A 23,505-nucleotide genomic window follows, 5' to 3' on the forward strand; every position below is an offset into this window, starting at 1 on the left:
AGGCCGGCATAAAGCGCGAGAAGCTACAAACATCCCATTCCCATTGTCCTGTGTCCGCCTGTGATGCCGGCACTGTCGGTGGCCCCGGTTCCGCGAGCCCCCGGGAACCACCGCGGTCCGCACCGCCGCCGTCAACGGCGGCGCGCGACCCCGACGGGGCCGGCGCGGAAGACACCGGCGTCAGCGGCCCCGCGCACCCGGGAGTGCGGCCTGAGGATCGTCCACGACCCCTACGCGCCCTACGCCGACCCCGGAAACCGGGCGGGGCGGGTGTGGCACGGCGACGTCCTCCAGGCGTCGTGCCCGGTCACTGATGGCGTGGCCGTCACGGACGAGAGCGGCGGGACCTCCACCCTGTACCGGGTGACCACCGGGGACGGCGTGGCGGGCTGGCCGCCGGGCGTGCGCACGCGCGACACCGCGCAGGTCCGCGTCTGCGGGGGGTACGAGGTCCGAGGCCCCGACCGGCGTCCGGTCGGGGCGGGTTTCCGGCCGGACGCCGGTCAGGCGCTGATTCCCCCGTCCACGCTCACCACCGTCCCGGTGACGAACCGTCCGCCGGGACCGGCCAGGTGCGCGATCGTCTCCGCTACCTCCTCCGGGAGGCCGAACCGCCCCAGGGGCACGAGCGAGCGGACGCCGTCGGCGTTGGGGCCATCGGCCGGGTTCAGGTCGGTGTCGATGGGGCCGGGGTTGACCTGGACGACGGTGACCCCGCGCGCGCCCAGGTCCCGGGCCAGGCCCCGGGTCATCCCGCTGAGCGCGGACTTGCTCAGGGTGTACAGGGTCAGGCCGCCGAAGGGAACGCGTTCCGCCACGTTGCTGCCCACGGTGATGACGCGCCCGTCCTCGCCCATGTGGCGCAGGGCCGCCTGCGCGGCCAGGAAGGGCGCGCGCACGTTCGCGGCGAGGACCCGGTCGATCTCGTCCGCGGTGACCTCCTGGTAGGGGCCGACCGGGAAGGCGGACGCGTTGTTGACCAGGATGTCCAGGCGGCCGAAGGTCTCCGCGGTGCCCTCCACGGCCGCGACCACCGCCTCGGCGTCGGCCCCGTCCGCGCGCAGGGCCAGGGCCTTGCGTCCCTGCGTCTCGATCCCGGCCACCACGCGTGCGGCGGAGTCCTCGTCCCGCTGGTAGGTGAGGGCGACGTCGGCGCCCGCCCGCGCCAGGCGCAGGGCTACGGCGGCACCGATTCCGCGGCCGCCGCCGGTGACGAGCGCGACCTTGTTCGTCAGATTCTGTTCGGTCATGGCTTCGATCATGGCGTTCGGGGCCGCGCGAGTCCGGCGGAAAACGGACGTGGCTCTCAGCCGGACCGGAGACCGTCCGCGGCGAGCCGGGACCGGGCCTCCATGAGCGCGAAGCCCAGCAGGTTCAGGCCCCGCCAGCGCTCCGGAACCTCCGCGTCGTCGTGCCGGGCGTCCAGGCCGATGCCCCACACCCGGTCGCGCGGGCTGGCCTCCACCAGCACCCGCGAACCGGTGCCGAGCAGGAAGGCGCGGAGGTCCGGGTTCTGGCCGAACTTGGCGACGCCGCCCTCCACCACGATCCCGAAGCGGTGCGCCTCCCAGGTCCGCTGGTCGAAGCCGCGCACCCGGCGGCCGATCTCCTTGGCGTCCCGCGGGTGCCCCGCCGCGAGGATCCGCTCCTCGGCCTCGCCGTCGCCGAACAGGCGGGCCTTGGCGGCCATCATGTAGTGCTCGGCGGTGCGGTAGGAGACCCCGTTCACGGTGAGGCCGGCGGGCCACCACTGGGAGAGGCAGCTCGCCGACACACCGCCGGACGCGGGCGGCCGGTGGCTCCAGAAGAACAGGTACCGGGCCCGTCCCCGGCGGCGATCAGTTCCTGGACCGTGCGCGCGCCGGCGGGTGCGTGTGTGTCCGTCATGCGGTCAGTCTCCCAGGCGGCGCCACGTCCGGGGCAGGGGTGCTCAGTCGAACTGGAACGACCGCTTTGCCAGGCCGTACCAGAACCCGTCCACCGTGGACAGGGAGCGCTCGTGCCCGTCCAGGCTGGCGCCCATCGCCACGAACAGGGGCGCGAAGTGGTCGCTGCGCGGGTGCGCGATCGCGGCGGCCGGGGCCTTGTTCCCGAAGTCCAGCAGCGCGTCCACGTCATGGCCGACCACGGCGCGGTGCACCCAGTCGTCGAACTCCGCCGACCAGGCGGGGGCCGGACCGTGCGCCTGCCGCGACATCTCGCGCAGGTTGTGCGTCGTGAACCCGCTGCCGACGATGAGGACCCCCTCGTCGCGCAGCGGGGCGAGGCGACGCCCGAGAGCCAGCAGCTCCGCCGGGTCCAGCGTCGGCATGGACACCTGCAGGACCGGGACGTCGGCCTCGGGGTACATCTCCTTCAGGGGAACGTACGCGCCGTGGTCGAGCCCGCGCCCCGGGTCCTGGTGCGGCTCCCGGCCCGGACCGGAGACGAGTCGGCCGACGCGCCGGGCGAGTCCCGGCGCTCCCGGGGCCGGATAGGTGACTCCGTAGTAGCGTTGCGGGAAGCCCCAGAAGTCGTAGGTCAGAGGTACCCCGTCCGCCGTGGCGCCGACGGTGAGCGGAGTGTCCTCCCAGTGCGCCGAGACGATGAGGATCGCGCTCGGGCGGGGAATGCCAGCGGACCAGTCGGCCAGCTGCCGGGTCCATTCGGTGTCGTCCGCCAGGGGCGGCGCCCCGTGGCTGAGGTACAGGGTCGGCATACGTGGTGGTTGCTGTGCCATGGCGTCCTCCGGGGAGATTATTTTGACCAGAACACAGTTGAACTCTCAAGTTATTCCTGGGGGCACGGGCCTGATGGCCGACACGAGGTGGCTCGACGAGGGTGAGCAGCGCACCTGGCGGACCTTCCTGGCCGCCGTCCGCCTGCTGGAGGGGGAGCTGGACCGGCAGCTCAGACGCGACTCCGGCATGCCCCACGCCTACTACCAGGCGCTGGCGATGCTCTCCGAGGCCCCGGGGGGCGAGCTGACGATGACCGAGCTGGCCCGGCTGCTGCGGTCCTCGCCCAGTCGCCTGTCACACGCGGCGACGCGCCTGGAGGAGGAGGGGCTGATCCGCCGCTTCAAGCGCCCGGCGGACCGGCGGACCACCATCGCCGCGCTCACACCGCGCGGGCTGGAGGCGCTGCGCGCGGCGGCGCCGGGCCACGTCCACGAGGTCCGGCGGGTGCTCTTCGACACGCTCACCGACGAGCAGGTCCGCCAGCTGCGCGCCATCTCGGAGTCCATGCTCGGCGCCCTCGACCCGCGCGGTGAGCGGTTCCGGTACGACGACCCGGACGGCACCGTGCGTCAGGACTGAACCACGTTCTGTTCTGCCGCCTGACCAGGCCGGACGGCGGACGGGGAAAATATTGGGCCTTGGCACCCTATGTGTTCGCCTGATTTGGTATTACCATTTACCTTCCTGGGAAAAGGTTGCACCCTCAAGCGTCATGTGGGGGTGCGTCCTCCGCCTGGGGTACCCGCTCACAGAACAGGAATCCCCATGACCGAGAAGACGCTCGTGTCCCGCGTCGGCGACGTCACGACACTGCTCGCGAGAGTGGCCGTCGGCGTCGTCTTCATCGCCCACGGCTGGCCGAAGGCCACCGACCTCGACGGCACCGCCCAGGGCTTCGCCGCCCTCGGGATCCCCTTCCCCGGGTTCGCCGCCCTGCTCGGGGCCTTCATCGAGGTGGGGGGCGGACTGGCGCTCATCGTCGGCATCGCCCTGCCCCTGGCGGGCCTGCTGCTGGCGTTCATGATGGCCAACGCCTACTTCTTCGCCCACCTCGGCGACCCGCTGGTCGGCGGCTACGAGTACCTGCTCATCCTCGGCGCCTGCTCCCTCGCCCTCGGCTTCACGGGCGGCCGCTACGCGCTGGACCGCCTCACGCCCTGGGGGCGCCCCCGCCGCGGCACCCCTGAGCCCGCGCCAGCCTCCTGACCGGGTGCCCGGACCGTCCGTCGCCGGAAACGGACGGCCCGGGTCCCGATCCGGGGACCCTCCGCCGCCGGGGCGCCTCCGCCCCGCGGCGCTCGCCCGGTTCGGCCGGCCCGTTCCGCCCGCGCCGCGGCGCGGGCGGAACGGCGACTGCCTACCATGCTGGTCATGCGCATTCTCGTGGTCGAGGACGACGACCGTGTCGCCCGTGGTCTGGTGACCGCCCTGAAGTCGGCCTCCTTCGACGTCCAGCGGGTCGCCACCGCCGAGCGCGCCCTCAGTGCGCCCCCCGCCGACGTCGTGCTCCTCGACCTCGGCCTCCCCGACGCCGACGGGATCGACCTGCTGCGCCGGCTGCGCGAGCGCCCGCAGACCGCCATCATCGCGGTCACCGCGCGCGGCGAGGAGCGCGAACGCGTGCGCGGTCTGCGCGCCGGGGCCGACGACTACGTCGTCAAGCCCTTCGGCGTAGCCGAACTCCTCGCCCGCATCGACGCGGTCCTGCGCCGGACCCGGACCGCGCGGGCCGGCGCGGTGGAGGATGAGCCCCCGCTGCTGATCGGCACGCTCAGCGTCGACCCCGGCTCCCGCGCGGCCCGGGTCGGCGACACCGAGCTCCAGTTGACCCGCAAGGAGTTCGACCTGCTGGCCCTGCTGGCCGCCCGCTCTCCGTCGGTCGTGCCCCGCGACCAGATCCTCGACCAGGTGTGGGGCGCCTCCTGGGAGACCTCGTCCCGGACCCTGGACACCCACGTCGGCTCACTGCGCGCCAAGCTGGGCCCCGCCGCGCGCATCCGCACCGTGCGCGGCGTCGGCTACGTCCTGCACGAGGGCTGAGGGACGTGCTCCGCCGCCTGCTCGCGGTCCTCCTGCCCGCCGCCTTCGTGCTGGTCGCCGCGGTCGTCGTCCCCGTGGGCGGGGTCATCGCCCAGCAGCGCACCCAGGAGGTCTACGTCGACCGGCTGGGCGACGCGGGCCGCTTCGCCGCCCTGTCCCGAACGGCCCTGGAGACCGACCGACGGGACGCGCTCGTGCGGGAGATGTCCCGCTACGAGGAGCTGTACGGCATCCCGGTGGTCGTGGTCGCCCCCGACGGGGAGACCGTCACCGGTTCGGGCGGGATCCCCTACCTGCGCGGAGTGCTGGCGGACCTGGAGTCGTCCGCCCCGGTCACCGCGGCACTGGCGGGCGAGCGCCCCGCGCCGCCGACCACCGTCTGGCCCTGGACCTCCGCGCCCCTGGTGGTCGCCGAGCCCATCGGCCGTGACAGCGAGGTGGTCGGCGCGGTCGTGCTGGCGGCCCCCACCGACCGCCTCGGCACCGACATCCTCGTCTCGTGGGGCTGGCTCGGCCTGTTCAGCCTGGTGCCCCTGGGACTGCTGGTGACGGCCTCGCTGCCGCTGTCGCGCTGGGTGCTGCGCCCCATCGTCGGGCTGGACGCCGCCACCACCGCGGTCGCGTCGGGGGACCTGGACGTGCGGGTGGACGCCGAGCGCGGACCGCCGGAGCTGCGCCGCCTCACGGAGTCCTTCAACACGATGGTCGGCGTGGTGAGCCGGGCCCTGGAGCGCCAGCGGGCCTTCGTCTCGGAGGCCTCCCACCAGCTGCGCAACCCGCTGGCGAGCCTGCGCCTGTCGGTGGAGAACCTCGCGCCCTACCTGACCACGGAGGAGGCCCGGGAGGCGCACGCCGTGGCGGTGGAGGAGACCACCGCCATGCACCGGATGCTCAACTCCCTGCTGGCCGCGACCCGGCTGGAGAGCGTCACCGGGACCGAGGCCGTGGAGGTGGCGGAGCTACTGGAGACACGGGTGGAGCGCTGGCGCGCCCTGGGCCGGGCCCGGGGGATCGCCGTGTCGGCCGACGTCCCCGGGGACCTGTGGGTGCAGGCACCCGCGGGGGGCCTGGGCAGCATCCTCGACGAACTGGTGAGCAACGCCCTGCGCCTGTCCGGCGGCACCCGGGTGGAGGTGCGCGCGCGGGCCGCCGGCCCGGCGCGGATCAGTGTGCTCGACGACGGGGAGGGGCTCCCGCCCCGGGAGCGCGAGGCGGCCCTGGACCGCTTCTGGCGCTCACCCCGGCACCAGAACGTCGAGGGCACCGGCATGGGGCTGGCGATCGTCGCGGATTTGGTCCGCGAGGCGGGCGGGGGACTGGAGCTCGGGGAGGGCCTGCCCGGCGGGGCGGGTCCGGGGTTCGGCGTGGTCATCACCCTGCCGACCGCGCCGAGGGCCGACTGACCGGAGCGCTGACCGGACCGGCGGGCCCGGGCCGCCTCAGGAGGGCTTGTTGTCCCGGTACCAGCGCGCGGCCCCGGAATGCAGGGGGACCACACCGGTGGAGATGCCGGTGCGCACGTTGATCTGCGCCGCCTCCGGCCGCGTGTCCGCGATCCGTCCGGCGCGCGTGTACACGGTGTCGGTGACCAGGTAGGCGAGGTCCTCGGGCAGGTCGGCCGAGCACAGCAGCAGGTTCGGCACGGACATGGTGGGGCACGCGGGCACGCCCTCGTACGTGGTCGCCGGGACGCTGGCGGGGAAGTACGCCTCGGGGTGGGCCTCGGCCATCGCGACCGCGGCGTCGGAGAGGTCGATCAGGCGGACCACGTGCCGTTCGGCCAGGTCGGCGATGGCCGGGGTCGGCAGTCCGGTCAGGGAGAACATCGCGTCGATCTCCCCGCGCCCCAGCGCCTCGGCGGAGGCCGCCTGGTCCATGCGCACCGCCTCCAGCTCCACGCCGGTCTCGGTGAGGATCTGTTCGGAGGTGAACTCGGTGCCGGAGTTGACCGCGCCCACCGACACCCTGCGCCCCTCCAGGTCGGCCAGCCGCCGCACGGGCGAGGCGTCCAGCACCACCAGGTGCGTGAAGCTGTCGTAGAGGCGGCCGATCGCGCGGAGGGGGTCGGTTTCGGCCACATCCTCGGCCAGCACCGAGTCCAGGCTGGACAGGCCCAGATGCGCCCCGCCCGCGTCGAGGAGGCGTAGGTTGTCGTGCGAGGCGCCCGTCTCGACGGCCTCCACACGCGTGTCGGGCAGCCGCTCGTCCAGCAGGCGCGCGATCTCCGCGCCGATCTCCCGGTACACGGCACCGGGCGGGCCGGTGGCCACCACCAGGGTCGCGGGGGCGGACGGATCCTCCCGCCAGGCGCAGCCGACCGCCGCGGCCGCCACGAGGGCGCCCGCGGCCCCCCTCAGGGCGGTGCGCCGGTCCGGTCCGCTCGGTTGCATACGTGCAGCCTAGACAGTGCGGGAACGCGGCCGGACCAGGGGAGACGGCCCCTTCCGAGTACCGCCCGCGGATCACCCTGCGTCCAGGTCCACCGACCCACCGTGGCCCAATGTCAGAGGAATCCCAAGTTTTGGTGAGGTGTTGGACACAGCTCGGTGAGATCACCACCATCGCTGTATCAAGTCGGAGTAACCCGGGAGAAACCAGGCGGAAAACCCGAAGAGACGCCGGGTTCATCCCGGGCGGGCGTTCGCCCCCACCGCCCACAACAGGAGGAACCCATGGCGTCCCAGAAGGGTGTCGACACGCCGGACACCACGTCGCCCACACAGGACGGCAAGCCCGCGAACAGCTTCCCCCGCTCCCGGGCCATCGGACTGGTCGCCGGTCCGCTGCTCGGCCTGCTGGTCTACTTCCTCATGCCGGACATGCCGCTGCCCCTCGGCGAGGGGGAGGAGGGCGAGCCGGTCCTGTCGGCCAACGGCGCGGCCGTCGCGGGCATCACCGCGTTCATCGCCGTCTGGTGGGCCACCGAGGCGATCCCGATCCCGGTCACCTCACTGCTGCCGCTGGTGCTCTTCCCGGTCATGGTCGAGGGCACGGGCGCCAAGGACGTGGCGACCTCCTACGGATCGGACATCATCTTCCTGTTCATGGGCGGGTTCATGCTCGCCCTGGCGATGCAGCGGTGGAACCTGCACAAGCGGATCGCGCTGACCATCGTCTCCAAGGTCGGCTCCAACACGGCCGGGCTGGTCGGCGGCTTCATGCTCGCGACCGCGTTCATCTCCATGTGGGTGTCGAACACGGCCACGGCCGTCATGATGCTCCCGGTCGGCCTGTCGGTGATCACCCTCATCGCGCAGTTCCGCAACGGCAGGACCGACGCGAACTTCGCCACCGCGCTCATGCTCGGCATCGCCTACGCCGCCTCGATCGGTTCCGTCGCCACCCTCATCGGCACCCCGCCCAACGTGCTGATGGTGGCCTACCTGGCCGACAACCACGACATCCACATCGGCTTCGGGCAGTGGATGACGGCCGGTGTCCCGCTGGCCGCCGTCTTCCTGCTCATCGCCTGGCTGGTCCTGGTGCGCGTCTTCCGCCCCGAGATCAGCAGGGTCGAGGGCGCCCAGCAGCTCATCCGGGACGAGCTCACCGAGATGGGCCCGATGTCGCGCGCCGAGAAGCTGGTGCTCGCCGTCTTCGCCTCCGCCGCGTTCTGCTGGATCTTCGTCCCGATCCTGGCCGACATCGGGGCCGTCGCCTCCGTCGCGCCCTGGCTGGGCAGCGTCGGCGACGCGGTCATCGCGATCGCCGCCGCGATCGTGCTGTTCCTGCTCCCGGCCGACCGCACGCACCGCCTGCTCGACTGGGAGACCGCCGTCAAGCTCCCCTGGGGCATCCTGCTCCTCTTCGGCGGCGGCCTGGCGGTCTCCGCGCAGTTCACGGCCTCGGGCCTGAGCACCTGGATCGGCGGCCAGGTCTCCGCTCTGGCGGGCGTCCCGGTGTGGGTCATCATCCTGGCGGTCGCCGCCCTGGTCCTGGGCCTGACCGAGCTCACCAGCAACACCGCCACCGCCGCCACCTTCCTCCCGATCCTCGGCGGTGTGGCGGTCGGGATGAACGTCGACGTCATGCTGCTCATCGTCCCGGCCATCCTGGCCGCCACCATGGCCTTCATGCTCCCGGTCGCCACCCCGCCGAACGCCATCGCCTTCGGCTCGGGCCACGTGACGATCGGGCAGATGATGCGCGGCGGCCTGTGGCTGAACCTCATCGCCCTCGTCCTCATCCTCGGCGCGATGTACGCCCTCATGAGCTGGGCGCTGGGCATCGCCCTCTGACCGGGGCGGCCCCTGACGGGCGCCGGGGCCCGGTGGACGCCCGCAGCGCGTTCGCCGGGCCGGGGCGCCCGTTCGCGTACGCGGGCGCATCCCCGGCCGCCTCGCGTGGGAGGGCCCGTTCGAGCCCGGGCCCGTCGCCCCGCCCTGGCCGAGGCCCTCACCGGCCACGGCCACCGCATGGCCGCCCCGCCCACGGAACCGCCCCGAGCCGGGGACCTGCGCACGGACGGGCCGGGCGCCCCCGCGCCGCGAGGTCTGGCGGCGGGCCTGGGCGCCTTCCCGGCCGCCCTTCCGGGGCCCGTGACGCACGGAGGGGGCGCGTCCCTGATGCGGGACGCGCCCCCTCCGCGCCGTCTTCGGCCGGAGAGCCTCGTTCCTCTCGCGCACCGCCCTCGTCCATCGGAAGGCGCGCTCCGAGACCTCCAGAACTCCGCCGGGCCCTCCCAGACGGAGAGCCCGGCGGGGATGCGCTCCGGTTACTCGGCGGGGGTGCCCGTCGGGTCGGGCTGGCGGCCCGCCCTCTGGTAGTACCGGGAACGGGAGCCGAGGATGACCGCGGCCAGGAGGGTGGCGATCAGCGAGGCGACCAGCACACCCGTCTTGGCGTGGGCCAGGTGCCCCGGCGAGTCGAGGAACGACAGTTCGCTGATCAGCAGCGACACGGTGAAGCCGATACCGGCCAGCTGGGACATGCCGACGATGTCGATCCAGCGCAGACTCGGGTTGAGCTCGGCGCTGGTCAGCTTCGTGGTGATCCACGATCCGCCCGCGATACCGATCACCTTGCCGAGGATCAGGCCGGCGATGATGCCCAGCGCGGCGCTGTCGGTGAGGACGTCGCCGAAGCCGTCGAAGACCACACCGGCGGAGAAGAACGCGAAGATCGGCAGGGCCAGACCCGCGGACCAGGGGCGCAGCAGCTGCTCCACGCCGTGGCTGGGGTCGTGGTGCTCACCGGGCAGCTTGTTGGTGCGCATCAGCAGACCCATGGCCACACCGGCGATGGTGGCGTGCACGCCGCTCTCGTGGACCAGCACCCAGATCAGCACCGCCAGGGGCACGTAGACCACCCAGTTGGGGACCACCGAGGCGTTGAGCTTCGCGGCCAGGCCGCGGCCCCGCTGCAGGTACCAGAACACGCCCAGGCCCGCGGCGGCGGCGAGCAGGGCCAGGAAGTTGATGCCCGAGGTGTAGAACACCGCGATGACGATGACCGCGCCGAGGTCGTCCACGATCGCCAGCGTCAGCAAGAAGGTGCGCAGCGCCGGGGGCAGGCCGCGGCCGACCACCGCGAGGATGGCCAGGGCGAAGGCGATGTCGGTGGCCATCGGGATGCCCCACCCCTGGATGGTGTCGGGCGAGGTGATGTTGATCGCGACGTAGATCCCGGCGGGCACGATCATGCCGCAGATGGCGGCGACGATCGGCAGCATGGCGCGCCTGGGGTTGCGCAGCTCGCCGTTGACGAACTCCTGCTTGAGCTCGTTGCCGACCACGAAGAAGAAGATCGCGAGGAGGCCGTCGGCCGCCCACGTCTCCAGCGACAGGTTCAGGTGCAGCGACTCCGGCCCGATGGTGATCGCGCGCAGGTTCTCGTAGGACTCGCTGAACGGGGAGTTGATCCAGACGAGGGCGAGCGCGGCGGCGGCGATCAACAAGAAACCGCCGACGCTGTCACTGCGGAGCGCGTCGGCGAGTCGGGAGGTGACCCCGGAACTGGGGGAATGCTCGATCGGGTCGATGCTCATATGCACCTTTCGGGTACGGCTGGCAGGGACTCGCCGACCAGTCTTCCCGGCACACCTAGGCGCCAGTGCGCCTCGCCCATGCTCGCCCAAGGTGGGGCAAATGTCCAGCCCAGAGGGCATGTGTCCGGTCCTGTGCGGCACGCCCGAACCCGGACCGGTACAGTCTTCGCCAGGTGTGCCGGGAAGACTGGTCGGCGGTCACTCACTGTCGCCTAACGTGAAACAACAGGTGTCTCATGCCTGATTCCCCACTCCAGGGTGCGCGCATCTACCGCTCCGAGGCCGGCGCGCGCGCCGTACGCGCCTGGTGCGAGCGCAGGATCGCCGACTGGCCGGAGCTCACCGCCCTGCCCGAGTGCGGTACGGCGCTCGGCGCCACCCGGGCCTTTCGCGCCCCCGCCGGGCCGGGCGGGGACGCCCGCGGCGGGGAGCGCGCGCCGGTGGTCGTCCTGAGCGGCACCAACTTCAACTCCGCCACCTCAGTGGGCACCGCCCGGGTCCTGGCCGGGGACCGCGAGGTCATCCTCGTCGACCTTCCGGGACAGCCCGGTCTCAGCGCCGGGTTCCGCCCCCGCACGGACCGAGCCGCGGCCTACGGCTCCTGGTTCGACGAAGTGCTCCCCCGCCTCACCGAGCAGCCGGTCACCGTGCTCGCCCACTCGCTCGGCGCCGCCGTGGCCCTGTCGGCCCGGCCCTCGCCCCTGGTGCGCGCCCTGGTCCTCGTCGGCCCCGCCGGCCTGACCGCGGCCGCCAAGAGCCCGGAACTCATGCGGGTCGCCCTCCCGTGGATGATCGGTCCGCGCGAGGACAAGAGCACCCGCATGCTCAACTTCATGAGCGGCCCGGCCTACGCCTCCTCCGGCACGCACCCCCACGCCGAGTGGATGACGCTGGTGGGCCGCCACTGCCGGACCAGCCTGGCACCCGGTCCGCTGCCGTTGGAGTGCCTGCGCCCCTGGGAGTCCACCCCGGTCGTCGTGGCCACCGGCTCCCACGACGCGTTCTTCTCGCCCACGCGCCTGCACGGGCCAGCGCACCGCCTCCTGGACGCGGACGTGGTGGTCCTGGAGGGCGCGGGCCACCTCGCCCCGGACGAGCAGCCCGAGCGGATCGCCGAACTGCTGCGCTCGGTGGACTGACCGCCCGCGTTCCGCGGACGGGCCTCGCGTCCGGTGGACGGGAGTCCGGACACCTGGCACGGTGACCGTTATGTCTGCCGAGCGTATGAGCTGGGCCTTCGCGCCCCCGCCTCACCGGTCGCGGGCCCGGCCGGGCCCGTCCCCGACGAGGTCCGGAGCGGCGGTCCCCCCGCGCGCCGAGGGCCACGGGGGTGTCCTCGCCGCAGCGGGGCAGGGGGGCGGACCGTCCGGCGCGACGCGGCGGACCTTCAGTCCAGGACCTGTTCCAGGGCGTGCGCGCCCACCGCGGCCAGCGGGGGGTCGTCGGTGAGCGCGCCCAGCAGGCCTCCGAACAGGACGGCCCACGCCCGGGCGCGGTCCCAGGTGGCGGGGTCCACGGCGCGGAGCGCCTCCAGACGGGCCCGGAAGGCGGCCCGCCCGGGGCCGTCGAACAGCAGCCAGGCCACGGCCAGGTCAGTGGCGGGGTCCCCCGCTGTCAGGTCGCCGAAGTCCAGGACGGCGGCCAGTCGGGGTTCGTCCCCGGAGGTGACGAGGACGTTGGCGGGGTGCAGGTCGCCGTGCAGCCACACGGGCGGCCCGGGCCAGGGCGGGGTCGCGCTCAACCGCTCCCACAGGGCCAGGAGTTCGTCCGCCCGGGGCACGGTGTTCCCGCGCAGGCGCTCGTGGACGCGGTCGCGGCAGTGCTCCAGGGGCACGCCGCGGAAGGGGTTGGCGGGCGCCTCCGCCGGCGCCGGGGCGTGCAGGAGCGCCGCGAACTCCGCCAGCGGCGCGGCCAGTGGGCGCCGGGCGGCGACCGGCAGCGCGGCGGCGGGGCTCCCCTCGAACCAGGGGATGACCGACCAGTGCCAGGGGTAGCCGCTGCCGGGGACGCCGACGCGGACGGGTACGGGGAGCGGGACGCCGACCCGGTCGGCGATCGGTCCCAGCCAGCGCTGTTCGCCGAGGATCAGCCCGGCGGAGCGCTCACGGCGCGGAAGCCGCACGGCCAGCCGGTCGCCCAGGCGCAGGATCGCGTTGTCCCATCCGTTGGAGAACGGGGTGAGGGGGAGCGCGGCCAGGTCGGGGTGCTGTTCCCGGAGCAGGCACCGGACGAGGGGGACGGTGATCGCGAACTCCGCGGCGGGGGTGTCCATACCCCCCATGATCGGGCAGGCCCCGGGAGGGCGCCGCCGGACCCGGCACCGCGCCGCCGGGTCCGGGGAACGGGCTCAGGCCTTGCGGTTCTCGCCCAGCTCCTCCTCGATCGGGTTGACCGGCCGGGTCTCCTTCATCGACTCCGCCATACCGGGCTTGGTGTGCTCCCTGCGGTGCTGGGCGCGGGCGGACTCGGGCGAGGAGTCGGTGTCGGACCGGGGCAGGGGCACCGAGCGCAGGACCTCGTTGGGCTCGTTGTAGTCGGCGGGCGGCATCGCCCGCAGCGCGCTCAGCAGTTCCTCGTCGGCCCCCGCGTCCCGCGCGTGCGCCACGATGCGGTCCTTGCCGGCGGGAAAGCCCACCTCGCCCAGGATCTCCTGGAGTCCCCTGATGCCGTGCTTGACGCTCATGTTCGGTCCCTCCGACGCGTGTGCGGGCCGGACCGCCCACGTCAGCGGCGGCGAGCGGCCCGACCTGCCAGGACACGGGGGTTGCTACCCGGTCGGGCGGGGCTCCAACCGTGGAGGGCTCAACCGTGGGGGCTCCAACCGCCAGCGGACCGACCGTCGGGGCCCGAGCGCGGGGGTCCCGGCCGTCGGGGGTTCGACCGCGGAGGTCCCGGCCGTGGGGGCCCGCCGCGCGGCCGACGCGGCGGCGGACTCGCCTTCCCGGCGGCGGGCCTCCTCGTCCCGTCGACGGCCCCTCCCCGCCGCCGCCGGGACCGCCCCCGCCGTCAGCTCCGCGGCGCCTGCGTCTCCGGGCGCAGCAGCGGCATGACCTTCTCCCCGAACTCCACCATGTCCGCGTGGTAGTCGGGGAAGATCAGCATCAGGCCGTCGAGCTCGGCGTACTCCACGATCTCGCGGATCCGCGCGGCCACCGTCTCGGGCGAACCGGTGACGAAGGGCGTCTGGAACGCCTCGTCCTCGGGCCGCTCAGAGGTCAGCGACAGGGCCCGGTCCAGGGGCAGGCCCCAGGACATCTTCAGGTTGACGATCGCGTCGACGTCGGCGCCCCGTCCGTACGTCAGCCTGCGCTCCTCGGCGGCGGCGTCGGTGTCGGCCATGATGACGGTGAGCATCGAGTACGTCCTGATGCGCCGGTCCTGTTTGGCGGCGCGCTCCTTGACGTCGCGGCTGGCGTCGCGCAGGCCCGGCAGGTCCTGCGCGGTCAGGAACGAGCCGTCGCAGTGCCGCGCCTGGAACTCCAGGCCGGTCTCGGAGCGGCCCGCGCTGATCAGGGTCGGCGCCGGAGTCGGGTGCGGGCGCGAACGGCAGTCGTCGAGCTGGAAGAACTCGCCGTGGTGGGTCACCGAGTCCTCGGTCCACAGCCGCTTGAGGACGCTGGTCCACTCCTCCGTGTAGCGGTAGCGGTCGCCGTGCTCCAGGTCCTCCCGCCACAGGCCCATCTGCCGGAACTCGTCCGCGTAGGCGCCCACGACGATGTTCATCCCCGCCCGGCCGCCGCTGACGTCCTGCAGCGTGGTGTACATCTTGGCGGCGATGGCCGGGTGGAACAGGTTCGTGTGGACGGTCGCCCACACCTTGACGTGCTCGGTGGCCTCGGCCAGGCCCGACATCATCGTGATCGACTCCAGGGTCCGCCCCCAGTGGTCGGTCGCGCCGTCGTAGCCGCGCCACTTGCCCATGGACATGACGAAGTCGAGCCCGTAGGCGTCGGCCAGGACCGCGGCCTTCTTGTTGTACTCGTAGGTCGCCTCCGGGTGCGGCGCGGTCTCCGAGACGATCCACCCCCCGTTCCCGATGGGCAGGAAGATTCCGTACTCGGTGTCGGCGGCCGTCGGCTCGCCTGCTGCTGCCATCCTTGGCTCCTCGGTCATTGCTCTGGTGCGCGTGGTGTGCGCGGTGTGCTGCTCTGGTGCGCGTGGTGCGCTCTGGTGCGCGCGGCGCGTTCCCGGTGCCGCGCGGCCGTTGTGGGGCCGGCGCGCGGCACCGGGCGGGTCTGTGGATGCTGCGGGGTCCTACTGGTCGGGCCAGGACACCTCGGTGGCCACGTGGACGGCCTGCAGGTAGCGGGGCTCGAACAGGGGCTCCAGGGAGGGCAGCTTGTCGAGCTGGCCGTTGTCGACGAGCGTCTCGCCCTCGGCCTCGGTGAGGTTGAGGTCGATGTAGCCCACCACGGCGTCGTCGGGCGTGGAGGCGTTCACCAGCTCGTGCTCGGTGTTCCACACGCGCAGGTTGTGCTCGACGTCGTACCCGGCCTCGTCCAGCTCCGCGGCGTAGCCGACGCACTCCTCACCGTTGTCCTGGCAGTAGTCGAAGGAACGGGCGAGTGCGCGCAGGAAGTCCTCGACCACCGTCGGGTTCTCCTCGGCCCACTCGGGGTTGGTGGCCATCACCCCGAACGACCCGACGACCCCGTAGTCCTCGGGCAGCCACTCGTTGTACTCCTCGCCCATGTCGGCGAGCAGGAACGGCTCGTTGGAGCGGAAGCCCGTCAGCGCCTGCACCTGGTCGCGGGGCAGCACGCTGGGGTCGTAGCCGACCTCGACGATCTCCATGGAGTCGACGTCGACGCCGTCGGCGACCAGCATGGCCTCCAGCGGGGCGGGGAGCATGCCCTTGTGGCCCAGGGTCTTGCCCTCCAGGTCCTTGAGCTCCCCGATGTCGGTGCCGGTCAGCAGCGTGGCGATGGGGACGTGCCCGTAGGTGGCCACGCCGATCACCTCGTGCCCGGCTTCGTTGGCCTGAAGGACCTCGGCCTCGTTGCCCAGGGAGGTGAAGTGGGCGGTGCCGGCCGACACCAGCTGGGAGTTGCCGATGGTGTCGCCGCTGCCGGGCTGGATCTCCACGTCCAGGCACACGGCTTCGAAGTAGCCCAGGGCGTCGGCGGCGATGGCCTCCAGGATGCTGACGGAGGCCTGGTACTGGTAGCCGGTGATGTAGGTGACCGTTCCGGCCGCCTTGTTGGTCTCACAGCGCTCGTCGTCGACCACGACGGCGGCGGCCTCCGGTGCTTCCTCCTGAGCCTGTTCTCCGCCGCACGCGGCGGTGAGCAGCAGGGCCGAAGCCGCCGCGGTCGCCAGCGCGGGGCGCAGGGGGCGGGGCCGGTGATGATGAGGCGGGGTACTCAAGGGGTCTCCTTAGGAGGGTGTTCGCTGCTGTGACTCGTGCCAGAACAGCAGTCGGCGTTCGACGAGGGTGATGAGTGCGAGCATCAGCACGCCCATCACGGCCAGACAGGCGACGGCCGCGTAGACGTACTCCAACCGGGCGGTCGCGGCCGCGTTGCGGATCATCGTGCCGAGTCCGCTGGAGGACCCGGCCGCGACGAACTCGGCGACCACGGCGCCCACGATGGACAGGGGGAACACCACCCGCAGCGCGGCGAGGGTGTAGGGAAGGCTGCTGGGAATCCGCAGCCGGAGCAGCACCTCCAGCCGGGAGGCGTGCAGCGTCGAGAAGACGTGCAGGACGGGGAGGGACACCGACCGAAGCCCGGTGGTGACGTTGATCAGCACGGGGAAGAACGTGATGATCGCGGTCACGATGACCTTGGGGGTCATGCCGAAGCCGAAGGCCACCACCAGGGCGGGGGCCAGGGCGACGACGGGAGTCACGTTCAGGACCACCGCCAGAGGCATGACCGCGCGGCGCAGCACCGGGATCTCCGACATCAGCAGCGCGAGCACGAAGGCCGTCCCCGCGCCGCAGGCGACGCCGAGCAGGGCGATGCTGAGGGTCGACCAGGCGTTGGAGAGGAACAGCAGGGGGTCCTCGACGAGGATCGCGCCGACCTCCGACAGCGGCGGCAGGAGGTAGGGCTGGTCCGCGGCGACCGCGGACCAGCCCAGGCCCACGGTCAGTACCGCCACGGCGGTGGGCAGCCACACGCCGGGTCCGAGGCGGCTGCCGCGCGCCGCCCGGCGGCGCGCGGGGGCCCCGCCGTCGCGGCGGGCGCGCACGGGTGCGCTGGTGGCCATGGTCTGTCCTCCTCTCACAGGGGGATGAGGTCGTCGGGGGCGGCTCCGGCCTCCCAGGCGGACTGCAGGGACGCGCGGACGCGGTCCTCCAGGGCGTGCATACGGGGGCCGGTCACGACGTCCCGGCCGCGGGGGCGGGGCAGGTCGACGGGCAGGACCTCGTGCACCCGGCCCGGCCGGGCCGACATCACGACGATCCGGTCGGAGAGCGTGACGGCCTCGCGAACCGAGTGGGTGACGAAGACGACCGTGGTGGCCATGCGCTCCCACAGCCCGAGCAGCTGCAGCTGGAGCGCCTCACGGGTGAACTCGTCCAGGGCGGAGAAGGGCTCGTCCATCAGCAGCAGGTCGGGCCGCAGACCGAAGGCCCGGGCGATGGCGACCCGCTGCTGCATGCCCCCGGAGAGCTCCCCGGGGTACTTGCGCGCGGAGTCCTCCAGCCCGACCATGCGCAGCAGGTGGTCGGGGTCCTCGCTGCCCCTTCCGGCCCGGCGGTTGACCCGGGCGGGCAGGGAGACGTTGCGGCGCACGTTCAGCCACGGCAGCAGCGCGGGGGTCTGGGGGACCAGGCCCACCGCCTTGGCCTCGCACATGCTCCTGGGGGTGGAGCCGAAGACCGTGACCTCGCCGGTGTCGTGCTCCTCCAGCCCCGCGATCACGCGCAGGAGCGTGGACTTGCCGCAGCCGCTCGGGCCGATGAGGCTGACGAAGCGGCCGCGCGGGATCTCCAGGTGGATGTCGTCGAGCGCGGGGCGGCGCGGATCGCCGCCCTCGTAGGTCTTGGTGAGGCCGTGTACCTCGATCCGGTCCTCGCTCACACGTTGTCCCGGCGTCGAGGCCTCGGCGGTCGCGGGTGCTCCGGTCCGTGCGGGGCGGTGCCGCCTCCGGTCACTCGGCGGGGTGGCGGGGATGCCATACCTGCTCCTCGAGGCATGTGATCGGATGATTGCACAACGTGTTCACTCTGTGAATGGCTGTGGGAGGGGCGAAAAGGGGCGTGCGGTTCCTCGGGCGTCATCGGCGGAACGGGGGGCCGGCGGAAACGGGGCGGTGCGGCGCGGCCGCGCTCGGGCGCACGGCGGGGGAGGCCGCGGCGGTGCGGGGGGCACCGCCGGCGGCAACCTCATGGGGACGGCCCATGGGACACCCTCCAGACAGTTGTCCCCGGGCACGACGGACCGGGGACCTTCGATGGAGAGCGGGCGGAAGCAGGTGGGTCGACGGCCCGCGGGGATCGTTGACGGGACGAACGTTAGAGATTGCTTATTAACGCGTTATGAAGCCTTGATCACATACTGATATCAAGCGCGCGAATGCGGTGCTGGTCGTCCGTGAGGGCGACGGTGATCCGCTGTGAGGCGAACGCCGCAGGCAGCCAGGCGCCGCGTCCGAAGAGCCGGGCCAGCGGCTCGCCCAGCACCAGGAGGGCGTGTGCGTTCGGGAAGTGGTGGTCGCGCAGCCAGACGAGCTTGAAGGCGTCGGCGATGATCTTGTTGCGCTGGGCCGACTTCACGGGCCCGTGCAGGGGTGAGAACTGGACCAGGACGGACGGCGGGTCCGCGTCGGCGCAGTCGACTCCGATCCGTGTCCCGTCGGGCAGGGTGAACTCACGCGGGACGAGGTCGATGCCCAGGTGGTGGGAGAGCGCCCGGGCGAGTTCGGAATGACCCTGCCGCGTCGCTTTGATGTCCACCGACGACGGACTCCTCGCTGAATGCCCCATAGCAAAGAGACTTTAATGCACACCGGTTCCACGGGCACCGGAGTTAACTCTGCGCACTTCGGTCAAGAGGGGTTCCGGTAGGCCCGACCTGCCTTTTCGGGTTCGCTTCGTGGTGCGCTTCACACCGGCGGCTCCGGGGACCGGGTTCCGCTATGGGAGGCGTTCCCGGGACGGATCCCGAGGCGGGCGCGCCGAGCCCTCTGGGGGAGTGCTCGGGCACCACCGGGAAGGATGAGGGGAACGCGTGCGGAATTCGTCTGCCGCGGGCCCGGAAAGTCCGCCGTGTGTCGGCCCCCGCCCGCCCGGGTAGGCGGCGGGCAGGAACCGACGAGTGACCAGGGAGGCGGGCGTGGTGACCATTCGTGCCGAACACGTGACCCGGCTGTTGGGTCCCGAGGGCGGGAACCCGGTGCTGATCGTCCACGAGGGCCGGGCCGAGGTCGTGGAGGCGGAGCGGCTCTCCGACCCGCGCTACGCGGGCGCGCTGCGGGTGACCGATCGCGCCGACCTCGGCGCCGAGGTCGGCGGCGAGCCGCTCACCGAGGAGCGGGCGCAGGACCTGGCGCGGCGGCTGGACGCCGCGGTGAGCAACCTCGGCGGCTGAGCCGCACGCCGGGGAGCCCGGCCCGGTCGGCCGGCGGCCGGAGAACCCCGGTCAGCCGGTGGCCCGGGGGTCGTAGGCCTCCCCGGTCATCGGGTTGGTGGCCAGGCCGGTCGCGTGGTCGTAGTCCACGTCCATCCCCAGCGCGGGGTCGTGGTACAGCCCGGTCTCGGGGTTGCGCGGCAGACCCACGTCGGGGTCGATCTCCCAGCCGGTGGCCGGGTCCACGGCCGCGGTCTCCGGCTCCGGGGAGGGCTCGGCGGAGGGCGCCTCGGAGGGTTCCCGGCTCGGCTCGGCCGCGGGCTCGGACTCCTCCTCCCCGGGAGTCTCCTCCACACCGACGATCTCGCTCCGGCCCGGCTGGGAGTGCGCACCGCCCTCCGGGTCGAGCACGCCCCAGCTGACCAGGGCCAGGATGAGGACGCCCAGCCCGACGCGGTAGTAGACGAACGGCATGAAGCTGTGCGTGGAGATGAACCGCATCAGCCAGGCGATCACCACGAAGCCGACGACGCCCGCGATCACCGTGCCCACGATGGTGGCGCCCCAGCCGGCGTACTCGTTGCTGCCGATGTCGGTCAGCTTGTACAGGCCCGCGCCGAAGACCGCGGGCAGGGCCAGCAGGAAGGAGTACTCGGCCGCGTCCTTGCGCTTGAAGCCGAGCAGCATACCGCCGGTGAGGGTGCCGCCGGAGCGGGAGACGCCCGGGATCAGGGCCAGCGCCTGGAACAGACCGAAGGTGAGGCCGCGGGAGACGGTGAGGTCCTCCAGCTCCCGGTGCTTGCGCGTGTACCTGTCGACCACGCCGAGGATCACGCCGAAGATGATGAGGGTCAGGGCGATCAGGCGCAGGTCGCGGAAGACGCTGTCGATCTGCTCCTCCAGGAGCAGGCCGAGCACGACGATGGGGATCGAGCCGAGGATCACGTACCAGCCCATGCGCGCGTTGATGTCCCCGCGCAGCTCCCGGTCGAACAGCGACCTCGTCCACGTCGACACGATCGCCCAGATCCGCTGCCGGAAGTAGATCAGCACGGCCAGCTCCGTACCGAGCTGGGTGACGGCGGTGAAGGCGGCGCCCGGGTCGGGCCAGCCGAAGAAGGCGGACACCACGCGCAGGTGGCCGCTGGAGGAGATCGGGAGGAACTCGGTCAGCCCCTGGACCAGGCCAAGGACGATTGCTTCGAAGATGGACACGGCAGAGTCTGCTCCAGGACGCTTCGGATGCCCCGACCGGGGCGGCTGTCGGCGCGCGACGCGGCGCGCTCAAGGGGGACGGCCCCCGAAGCTTACTGAGAACTCCGGACCAGCACGTCATCGCGGTGGTCGGTTCAGGTGTCCGGAGGGCGGGCACCGGGTGTCCCGGGGGAGAACCCGGGGTGGAGGGCAAAGGTGGGGTTTCCTCCCTCGGCGGTGCTTTTCGGATGGTCCGGAGGGGTCTTTTTCGCGGTGAAAAAAGAGCGCCATTGACTTTCCGGGCAGCTCACGGCGCCGTACGGGCCGGATCTTTGCCCGGAATCCGCCGGCGGCCTTGCGGAATCGGAAGGATTTCGCAGGAAACCGGACGCGCCGGGTAACTGACACGGAGGAAACACGCGCGCCCTGCGGATACTCCACCGCGAGGAGGCCGGGGCGGCCGCGCCTGAGCGGTCAGGAGCCCAGGCCGTCGGGCAGCGCGCCCAGGACGGCGAGGAACTCCCACCGCTCCGACGGGCTCAGGGCCGCGTAGACGGGCTCGTCGCGCCGGTCGGTGTCCGCCTCGACCGCCGGGCGCGGCGGCTCCCGGCGGACCTGCTCGGCTGTCAGGCCCGCCGCCGCCCAGGCGGCGCGGTGGGCGTCGGCCCGGTGGTGGCGCAGCGCCCCGAGGCGGGACATCAGTACCTGCGGCACGGAGTCCCCGCCCTCCTCGAACGGAGGCGCCATCGCGGCGAAGGCGGGCCCGCCCGTGGCCCTCCCCGCCGCCAGCAGGCGGCCGGTCAGCTCGCACAGCCGGTCGACCGCGTCCGGTCCCGGCAGGGTCCCGATCGGCCGCCTCGACCACACCTCGGCGGCGGTGGCCCCGACCACGTCCCGCACCCCCAGCGCCACCTCGCGTCCGGCTCCGGTGAGATCCCAGGCCCCGTGGGCGGTGCGTACCGCGATCCCCTCGCCGAGTCGGCCCCGGCTGGCGCTGAGTACCGTCCTGGTGGCCACCACGCTCGGCGCGGTCGTGGGGCCCAACCTCGTCACCCCGCTCGGCGGGATCGCCCTCGCCCTGGGGATCCCGGCCCTGGCCGGTCCCTTCCTGCTCGCCGCGCTCGCCTACGCAGCGGCCGGGGCCGTCCTGTGGGTGCTGCTGCGCCCCGACCCGCTCACCACCGCCCGCGCCTCGGCCGCCGCCCGCGCCGAGGCGGTCCCCGAGGCCGCCGGGGACGTGCCCGGCAACGTCCGGGGGGTCCTGCTGGGAGCCACGGTCATGGTGCTGTCCCAGCTCGTCATGGTCGCGATCATGACCATGACCCCGGTGCACATGACCCACCACGGGCACTCCGTCGGCGCCGCGGGCCTGGTCATCGCGGTCCACGTCGGGGCGATGTACCTGCCGTCCCCGATCAGCGGGTTCCTCGTCGACCGCCACGGCCCGCTGCCCGTGGTCGCCGCCTCGGGCCTGACCCTGCTGTCCGCCGGACTCCTGGCCCCGCCGCACTCGGTGGCCCTGCTGGCCCTGGCGCTGGCCCTGCTCGGCCTGGGCTGGAGCCTTGGCCTGGTCGCGGGCACCGCCCTGGTCACCGCGAACGCGCCGTTGGCCAACCGCGCCAGGACCCAGGGGCTGGTGGACGTGGCCATCGCCGTGGCCGGGGCCGGAGGCGGACTGGCCTCCGGGCTGGTCGTGGCCGCGGGCAGCTACGCCCTGCTGTCCGCCGCCGGGGGCGTACTGGCGCTGGCCGTGCCGCCCGCCGTCGCGCTGTCCGCCCGACGCGGCTGACCCGCGTCAGGGCCCGGAGGCGTCCCCCGCACGGCCCCACCAGCCGTCCACGGCCCCTACCGCTGGGGTAGAGTGGTCCCCGGCGACGGCCGGGACCCCGGTTCCGGCCCGATCGCGGGCCCCTAGCTCAATTGGCAGAGCAACGGACTTTTAATCCGTGGGTTCAGGGTTCGAGCCCCTGGGGGCCTACCCGTAAAATCCCAGTTCAGAGGCTATGTGAGGCGCATTTCGGGCGCCTGGCTTGCCTCGATTCTGCTCCATGTGTGCTCTTCAGCCTCGGCCGTGCCTCCACCTCGCGAGAATGCTCGCTCCTGAATGCTCCACCCACGGCTGAGGACGTGGTCGACGCTGTGGACGTGTTGCGGCGTCTGCACCTGATCACTGTGGAGACCGACGAGCCATCGACCGATCCCTCGAGGGGCGGCTTCGTGGTGACCGTCCACCGTCTGGTGCAGCGCGCTACCCGCGATGACCCCAACCTGAGGCCCGATCCTGCGTTGGCTATCGTCGCCGCGAACGCATTGGCCCAGGAGTGGTCGAACACGGTGCACGCCACGGTGCATGGGCAACGGTTGCGCTCCAACACCACTGTTTTGGTCTCGCATGCCGAGGACTGGTTGTGGGAACCGGATGCTCACCCAGTGCTGTTTCGTGCAGGTGCCAGCCTGGGTGAGTCAGGAGCGGTGGCACAGGCCATCGGTTACTGGAAGGACATGACGAAGACAGCAATTCAAAGACTCGGCGCGGATCATCCCGACACCTTGATCACGCGGAGCAACCTGGCGTTCTGGCGTGGCCATTCAGGTGATGTGGCGGGTGCGGTGGCGGGGTTCGAGGCGTTGCTGCAGGCGCAGGTGCGGGTGTTGGGCGCGGACCATCCCGACACCCTGTCCACTCGACACACGCTCGAATTCTTGAGGAACCGCGACCGTTAACGAGGGCGGTGGACGCTATCGTTTTCGGCTTCGTACAGCCGCTGGAGCAGCATCTCCACTAGAGCCCGCTCTCCCGAAGGCAAGGCATGCAACCACGCCTCATCCTCGGCGACTTGGGCATCAGAGATGGAATTTTCTTCGTCCATAAGAGCGGTGTACCCAGGACGAACCTAAGCGCACAGCTGCGCGCTTGAACCCCAACGGCTCTCGTGCGGCGTCTGAGAGCACCCTCAACTTCTGATCGGCGCAGAAGAGCGTGCTCCTCTGGTGCCGACCAATACGGGAGGCCCACCCCTTATAGGCCCAGACGGACGAAAGG

The 23,505-nt window shown here is 72.5% G+C and carries 23 protein-coding genes and 1 tRNA gene; 10 read left to right on the top strand and 14 right to left on the bottom strand.

Features of this window, described 5'->3' with window-relative positions:
* Positions 1-503 precede the first annotated feature (503 nt).
* The 3 genes from FYW95_RS05625 to FYW95_RS05635 form a co-directional block, all read right to left on the bottom strand.
* The gene (locus tag FYW95_RS05625; RefSeq protein ID WP_160050054.1) at positions 504-1,250 is read right to left on the bottom strand and encodes an SDR family NAD(P)-dependent oxidoreductase; all 747 of its coding nucleotides are present in this window, start codon (positions 1,248-1,250) and stop codon (positions 504-506) included.
* A 56-nt stretch (positions 1,251-1,306) separates the two neighbouring features.
* A complete protein-coding gene (locus FYW95_RS05630) occupies positions 1,307-1,774 on the bottom strand; it encodes an NADAR family protein (protein ID WP_370462363.1) in 468 nt (155 codons plus the stop codon).
* A 156-nt stretch (positions 1,775-1,930) separates the two neighbouring features.
* Complete coding sequence (locus tag FYW95_RS05635; protein ID WP_159941717.1) at positions 1,931-2,719, bottom strand: dioxygenase family protein; 789 nt, start codon at positions 2,717-2,719, stop codon at positions 1,931-1,933.
* 73 nt (positions 2,720-2,792) lie between these two features.
* On the opposite strand from FYW95_RS05635, the gene FYW95_RS05640 reads away from it, so the two are divergent.
* The 4 genes from FYW95_RS05640 (at position 2,793) to FYW95_RS05655 (ending at position 6,163) form a co-directional block, all read left to right on the top strand.
* Positions 2,793-3,299, top strand: a complete 507-nt coding sequence (locus FYW95_RS05640) for a MarR family winged helix-turn-helix transcriptional regulator (RefSeq protein WP_159941718.1) — start codon at positions 2,793-2,795, stop codon at positions 3,297-3,299.
* 186 nt (positions 3,300-3,485) lie between these two features.
* Complete coding sequence (locus FYW95_RS05645) at positions 3,486-3,926, top strand: DoxX family protein (protein WP_159941719.1); 441 nt, start codon at positions 3,486-3,488, stop codon at positions 3,924-3,926.
* Positions 3,927-4,082: 156 nt separating this feature from the next.
* Positions 4,083-4,760, top strand: coding sequence for a response regulator transcription factor (locus FYW95_RS05650; protein ID WP_159941720.1), 678 nt, complete (start codon positions 4,083-4,085; stop codon positions 4,758-4,760).
* A 5-nt stretch (positions 4,761-4,765) separates the two neighbouring features.
* Positions 4,766-6,163 (top strand): HAMP domain-containing sensor histidine kinase, encoded by a 1,398-nt coding sequence (locus tag FYW95_RS05655; RefSeq protein WP_159941721.1) that lies wholly within the window; start codon positions 4,766-4,768, stop codon positions 6,161-6,163.
* A gap of 36 nt (positions 6,164-6,199) precedes the next feature.
* Here FYW95_RS05655 and FYW95_RS05660 read toward each other — a convergent pair whose 3' ends face one another.
* Positions 6,200-7,150 (bottom strand): TAXI family TRAP transporter solute-binding subunit, encoded by a 951-nt coding sequence (locus FYW95_RS05660; RefSeq protein ID WP_159941722.1) that lies wholly within the window; start codon positions 7,148-7,150, stop codon positions 6,200-6,202.
* A gap of 282 nt (positions 7,151-7,432) precedes the next feature.
* Between FYW95_RS05660 and FYW95_RS05665 the strand changes: the two genes are divergently transcribed.
* Complete coding sequence (locus FYW95_RS05665) at positions 7,433-8,998, top strand: SLC13 family permease (RefSeq protein ID WP_159941723.1); 1,566 nt, start codon at positions 7,433-7,435, stop codon at positions 8,996-8,998.
* 476 nt (positions 8,999-9,474) lie between these two features.
* On the opposite strand, the gene nhaA is transcribed toward FYW95_RS05665, so the two are convergent.
* Complete coding sequence (gene nhaA / locus FYW95_RS05670) at positions 9,475-10,746, bottom strand: Na+/H+ antiporter NhaA (RefSeq protein WP_159941724.1); 1,272 nt, start codon at positions 10,744-10,746, stop codon at positions 9,475-9,477.
* A gap of 236 nt (positions 10,747-10,982) precedes the next feature.
* Between nhaA and FYW95_RS05675 the strand changes: the two genes are divergently transcribed.
* Positions 10,983-11,885 (top strand): alpha/beta fold hydrolase, encoded by a 903-nt coding sequence (locus FYW95_RS05675; RefSeq protein ID WP_159941725.1) that lies wholly within the window; start codon positions 10,983-10,985, stop codon positions 11,883-11,885.
* 248 nt (positions 11,886-12,133) lie between these two features.
* Here FYW95_RS05675 and FYW95_RS05680 read toward each other — a convergent pair whose 3' ends face one another.
* From FYW95_RS05680 to FYW95_RS05710, 7 genes are all read right to left on the bottom strand, one after another.
* Positions 12,134-13,018 (bottom strand): aminoglycoside phosphotransferase family protein, encoded by an 885-nt coding sequence (locus tag FYW95_RS05680; protein ID WP_160050055.1) that lies wholly within the window; start codon positions 13,016-13,018, stop codon positions 12,134-12,136.
* Positions 13,019-13,093: 75 nt separating this feature from the next.
* Positions 13,094-13,429, bottom strand: coding sequence for a DUF2795 domain-containing protein (locus tag FYW95_RS05685; RefSeq protein WP_159941727.1), 336 nt, complete (start codon positions 13,427-13,429; stop codon positions 13,094-13,096).
* 323 nt (positions 13,430-13,752) lie between these two features.
* The gene (locus FYW95_RS05690; protein WP_159941728.1) at positions 13,753-14,841 is read right to left on the bottom strand and encodes an LLM class flavin-dependent oxidoreductase; all 1,089 of its coding nucleotides are present in this window, start codon (positions 14,839-14,841) and stop codon (positions 13,753-13,755) included.
* 159 nt (positions 14,842-15,000) lie between these two features.
* The gene (locus FYW95_RS05695; protein ID WP_159941729.1) at positions 15,001-16,113 is read right to left on the bottom strand and encodes an ABC transporter substrate-binding protein; all 1,113 of its coding nucleotides are present in this window, start codon (positions 16,111-16,113) and stop codon (positions 15,001-15,003) included.
* A gap of 9 nt (positions 16,114-16,122) precedes the next feature.
* Entirely contained in the window at positions 16,123-16,962 is an 840-nt protein-coding gene (locus FYW95_RS05700) for an ABC transporter permease (protein WP_159941730.1), read from the bottom strand.
* 14 nt (positions 16,963-16,976) lie between these two features.
* Entirely contained in the window at positions 16,977-17,780 is an 804-nt protein-coding gene (locus FYW95_RS05705) for an ABC transporter ATP-binding protein (protein WP_159941731.1), read from the bottom strand.
* Positions 17,781-18,250: 470 nt separating this feature from the next.
* Positions 18,251-18,655 (bottom strand): hypothetical protein, encoded by a 405-nt coding sequence (locus tag FYW95_RS05710; protein WP_236567690.1) that lies wholly within the window; start codon positions 18,653-18,655, stop codon positions 18,251-18,253.
* A gap of 382 nt (positions 18,656-19,037) precedes the next feature.
* On the opposite strand from FYW95_RS05710, the gene FYW95_RS05715 reads away from it, so the two are divergent.
* Positions 19,038-19,289 carry a hypothetical protein gene (locus FYW95_RS05715; protein ID WP_236572061.1) on the top strand — a complete coding sequence of 84 codons (252 nt, stop codon included), beginning with the start codon at positions 19,038-19,040 and terminating at the stop codon, positions 19,287-19,289.
* Positions 19,290-19,340: 51 nt separating this feature from the next.
* Here the strand turns inward: FYW95_RS05715 and FYW95_RS05720 are convergent, their stop codons facing one another.
* Both FYW95_RS05720 and FYW95_RS28025 read right to left on the bottom strand, forming a co-directional pair.
* Positions 19,341-20,483, bottom strand: coding sequence for an undecaprenyl-diphosphate phosphatase (locus FYW95_RS05720; protein WP_159941733.1), 1,143 nt, complete (start codon positions 20,481-20,483; stop codon positions 19,341-19,343).
* A gap of 453 nt (positions 20,484-20,936) precedes the next feature.
* The gene (locus tag FYW95_RS28025; protein ID WP_236567692.1) at positions 20,937-21,482 is read right to left on the bottom strand and encodes a hypothetical protein; all 546 of its coding nucleotides are present in this window, start codon (positions 21,480-21,482) and stop codon (positions 20,937-20,939) included.
* Here FYW95_RS28025 and FYW95_RS05725 point away from each other — a divergent pair.
* From FYW95_RS05725 to FYW95_RS05735, 3 genes are all read left to right on the top strand, one after another.
* Entirely contained in the window at positions 21,472-22,251 is a 780-nt protein-coding gene (locus tag FYW95_RS05725) for an MFS transporter (RefSeq protein ID WP_236567693.1), read from the top strand. The genes FYW95_RS28025 and FYW95_RS05725 overlap by 11 nt on opposite strands.
* 116 nt (positions 22,252-22,367) lie before the next feature.
* Positions 22,368-22,440: transfer RNA gene (locus tag FYW95_RS05730), tRNA-Lys, on the top strand.
* A 149-nt stretch (positions 22,441-22,589) separates the two neighbouring features.
* A complete protein-coding gene (locus FYW95_RS05735) occupies positions 22,590-23,186 on the top strand; it encodes a tetratricopeptide repeat protein (RefSeq protein ID WP_160050056.1) in 597 nt (198 codons plus the stop codon).
* Positions 23,187-23,505 lie beyond the last annotated feature (319 nt).

Origin of the sequence: Nocardiopsis sp. FR4 (genome assembly GCF_009830945.1) — a bacterium.
In the GTDB taxonomy this organism is placed as follows: domain Bacteria; phylum Actinomycetota; class Actinomycetes; order Streptosporangiales; family Streptosporangiaceae; genus Nocardiopsis.

What these genes read in the sequence shown, in the direction of transcription:
- FYW95_RS05640 (WP_159941718.1), top strand. Translation starts at nt 2,793, where the DNA reads ATGGCCGACACGAGGTGGCTCGACGAGGGTGAGCAGCGCACCTGGCGG.
- FYW95_RS05665 (WP_159941723.1), top strand. Translation starts at nt 7,433, where the DNA reads ATGGCGTCCCAGAAGGGTGTCGACACGCCGGACACCACGTCGCCCACA.
- nhaA (WP_159941724.1), bottom strand. Translation starts at nt 10,746, where the DNA reads ATGAGCATCGACCCGATCGAGCATTCCCCCAGTTCCGGGGTCACCTCC.
- FYW95_RS05675 (WP_159941725.1), top strand. Translation starts at nt 10,983, where the DNA reads ATGCCTGATTCCCCACTCCAGGGTGCGCGCATCTACCGCTCCGAGGCC.
- FYW95_RS05650 (WP_159941720.1), top strand. Translation starts at nt 4,083, where the DNA reads ATGCTGGTCATGCGCATTCTCGTGGTCGAGGACGACGACCGTGTCGCC.
- FYW95_RS05700 (WP_159941730.1), bottom strand. Translation starts at nt 16,962, where the DNA reads ATGGCCACCAGCGCACCCGTGCGCGCCCGCCGCGACGGCGGGGCCCCC.
- FYW95_RS05685 (WP_159941727.1), bottom strand. Translation starts at nt 13,429, where the DNA reads ATGAGCGTCAAGCACGGCATCAGGGGACTCCAGGAGATCCTGGGCGAG.
- FYW95_RS05635 (WP_159941717.1), bottom strand. Translation starts at nt 2,719, where the DNA reads ATGGCACAGCAACCACCACGTATGCCGACCCTGTACCTCAGCCACGGG.
- FYW95_RS05680 (WP_160050055.1), bottom strand. Translation starts at nt 13,018, where the DNA reads ATGGACACCCCCGCCGCGGAGTTCGCGATCACCGTCCCCCTCGTCCGG.
- FYW95_RS05645 (WP_159941719.1), top strand. Translation starts at nt 3,486, where the DNA reads ATGACCGAGAAGACGCTCGTGTCCCGCGTCGGCGACGTCACGACACTG.
- FYW95_RS05625 (WP_160050054.1), bottom strand. Translation starts at nt 1,250, where the DNA reads ATGACCGAACAGAATCTGACGAACAAGGTCGCGCTCGTCACCGGCGGC.
- FYW95_RS05660 (WP_159941722.1), bottom strand. Translation starts at nt 7,150, where the DNA reads ATGCAACCGAGCGGACCGGACCGGCGCACCGCCCTGAGGGGGGCCGCG.
- FYW95_RS05690 (WP_159941728.1), bottom strand. Translation starts at nt 14,841, where the DNA reads ATGGCAGCAGCAGGCGAGCCGACGGCCGCCGACACCGAGTACGGAATC.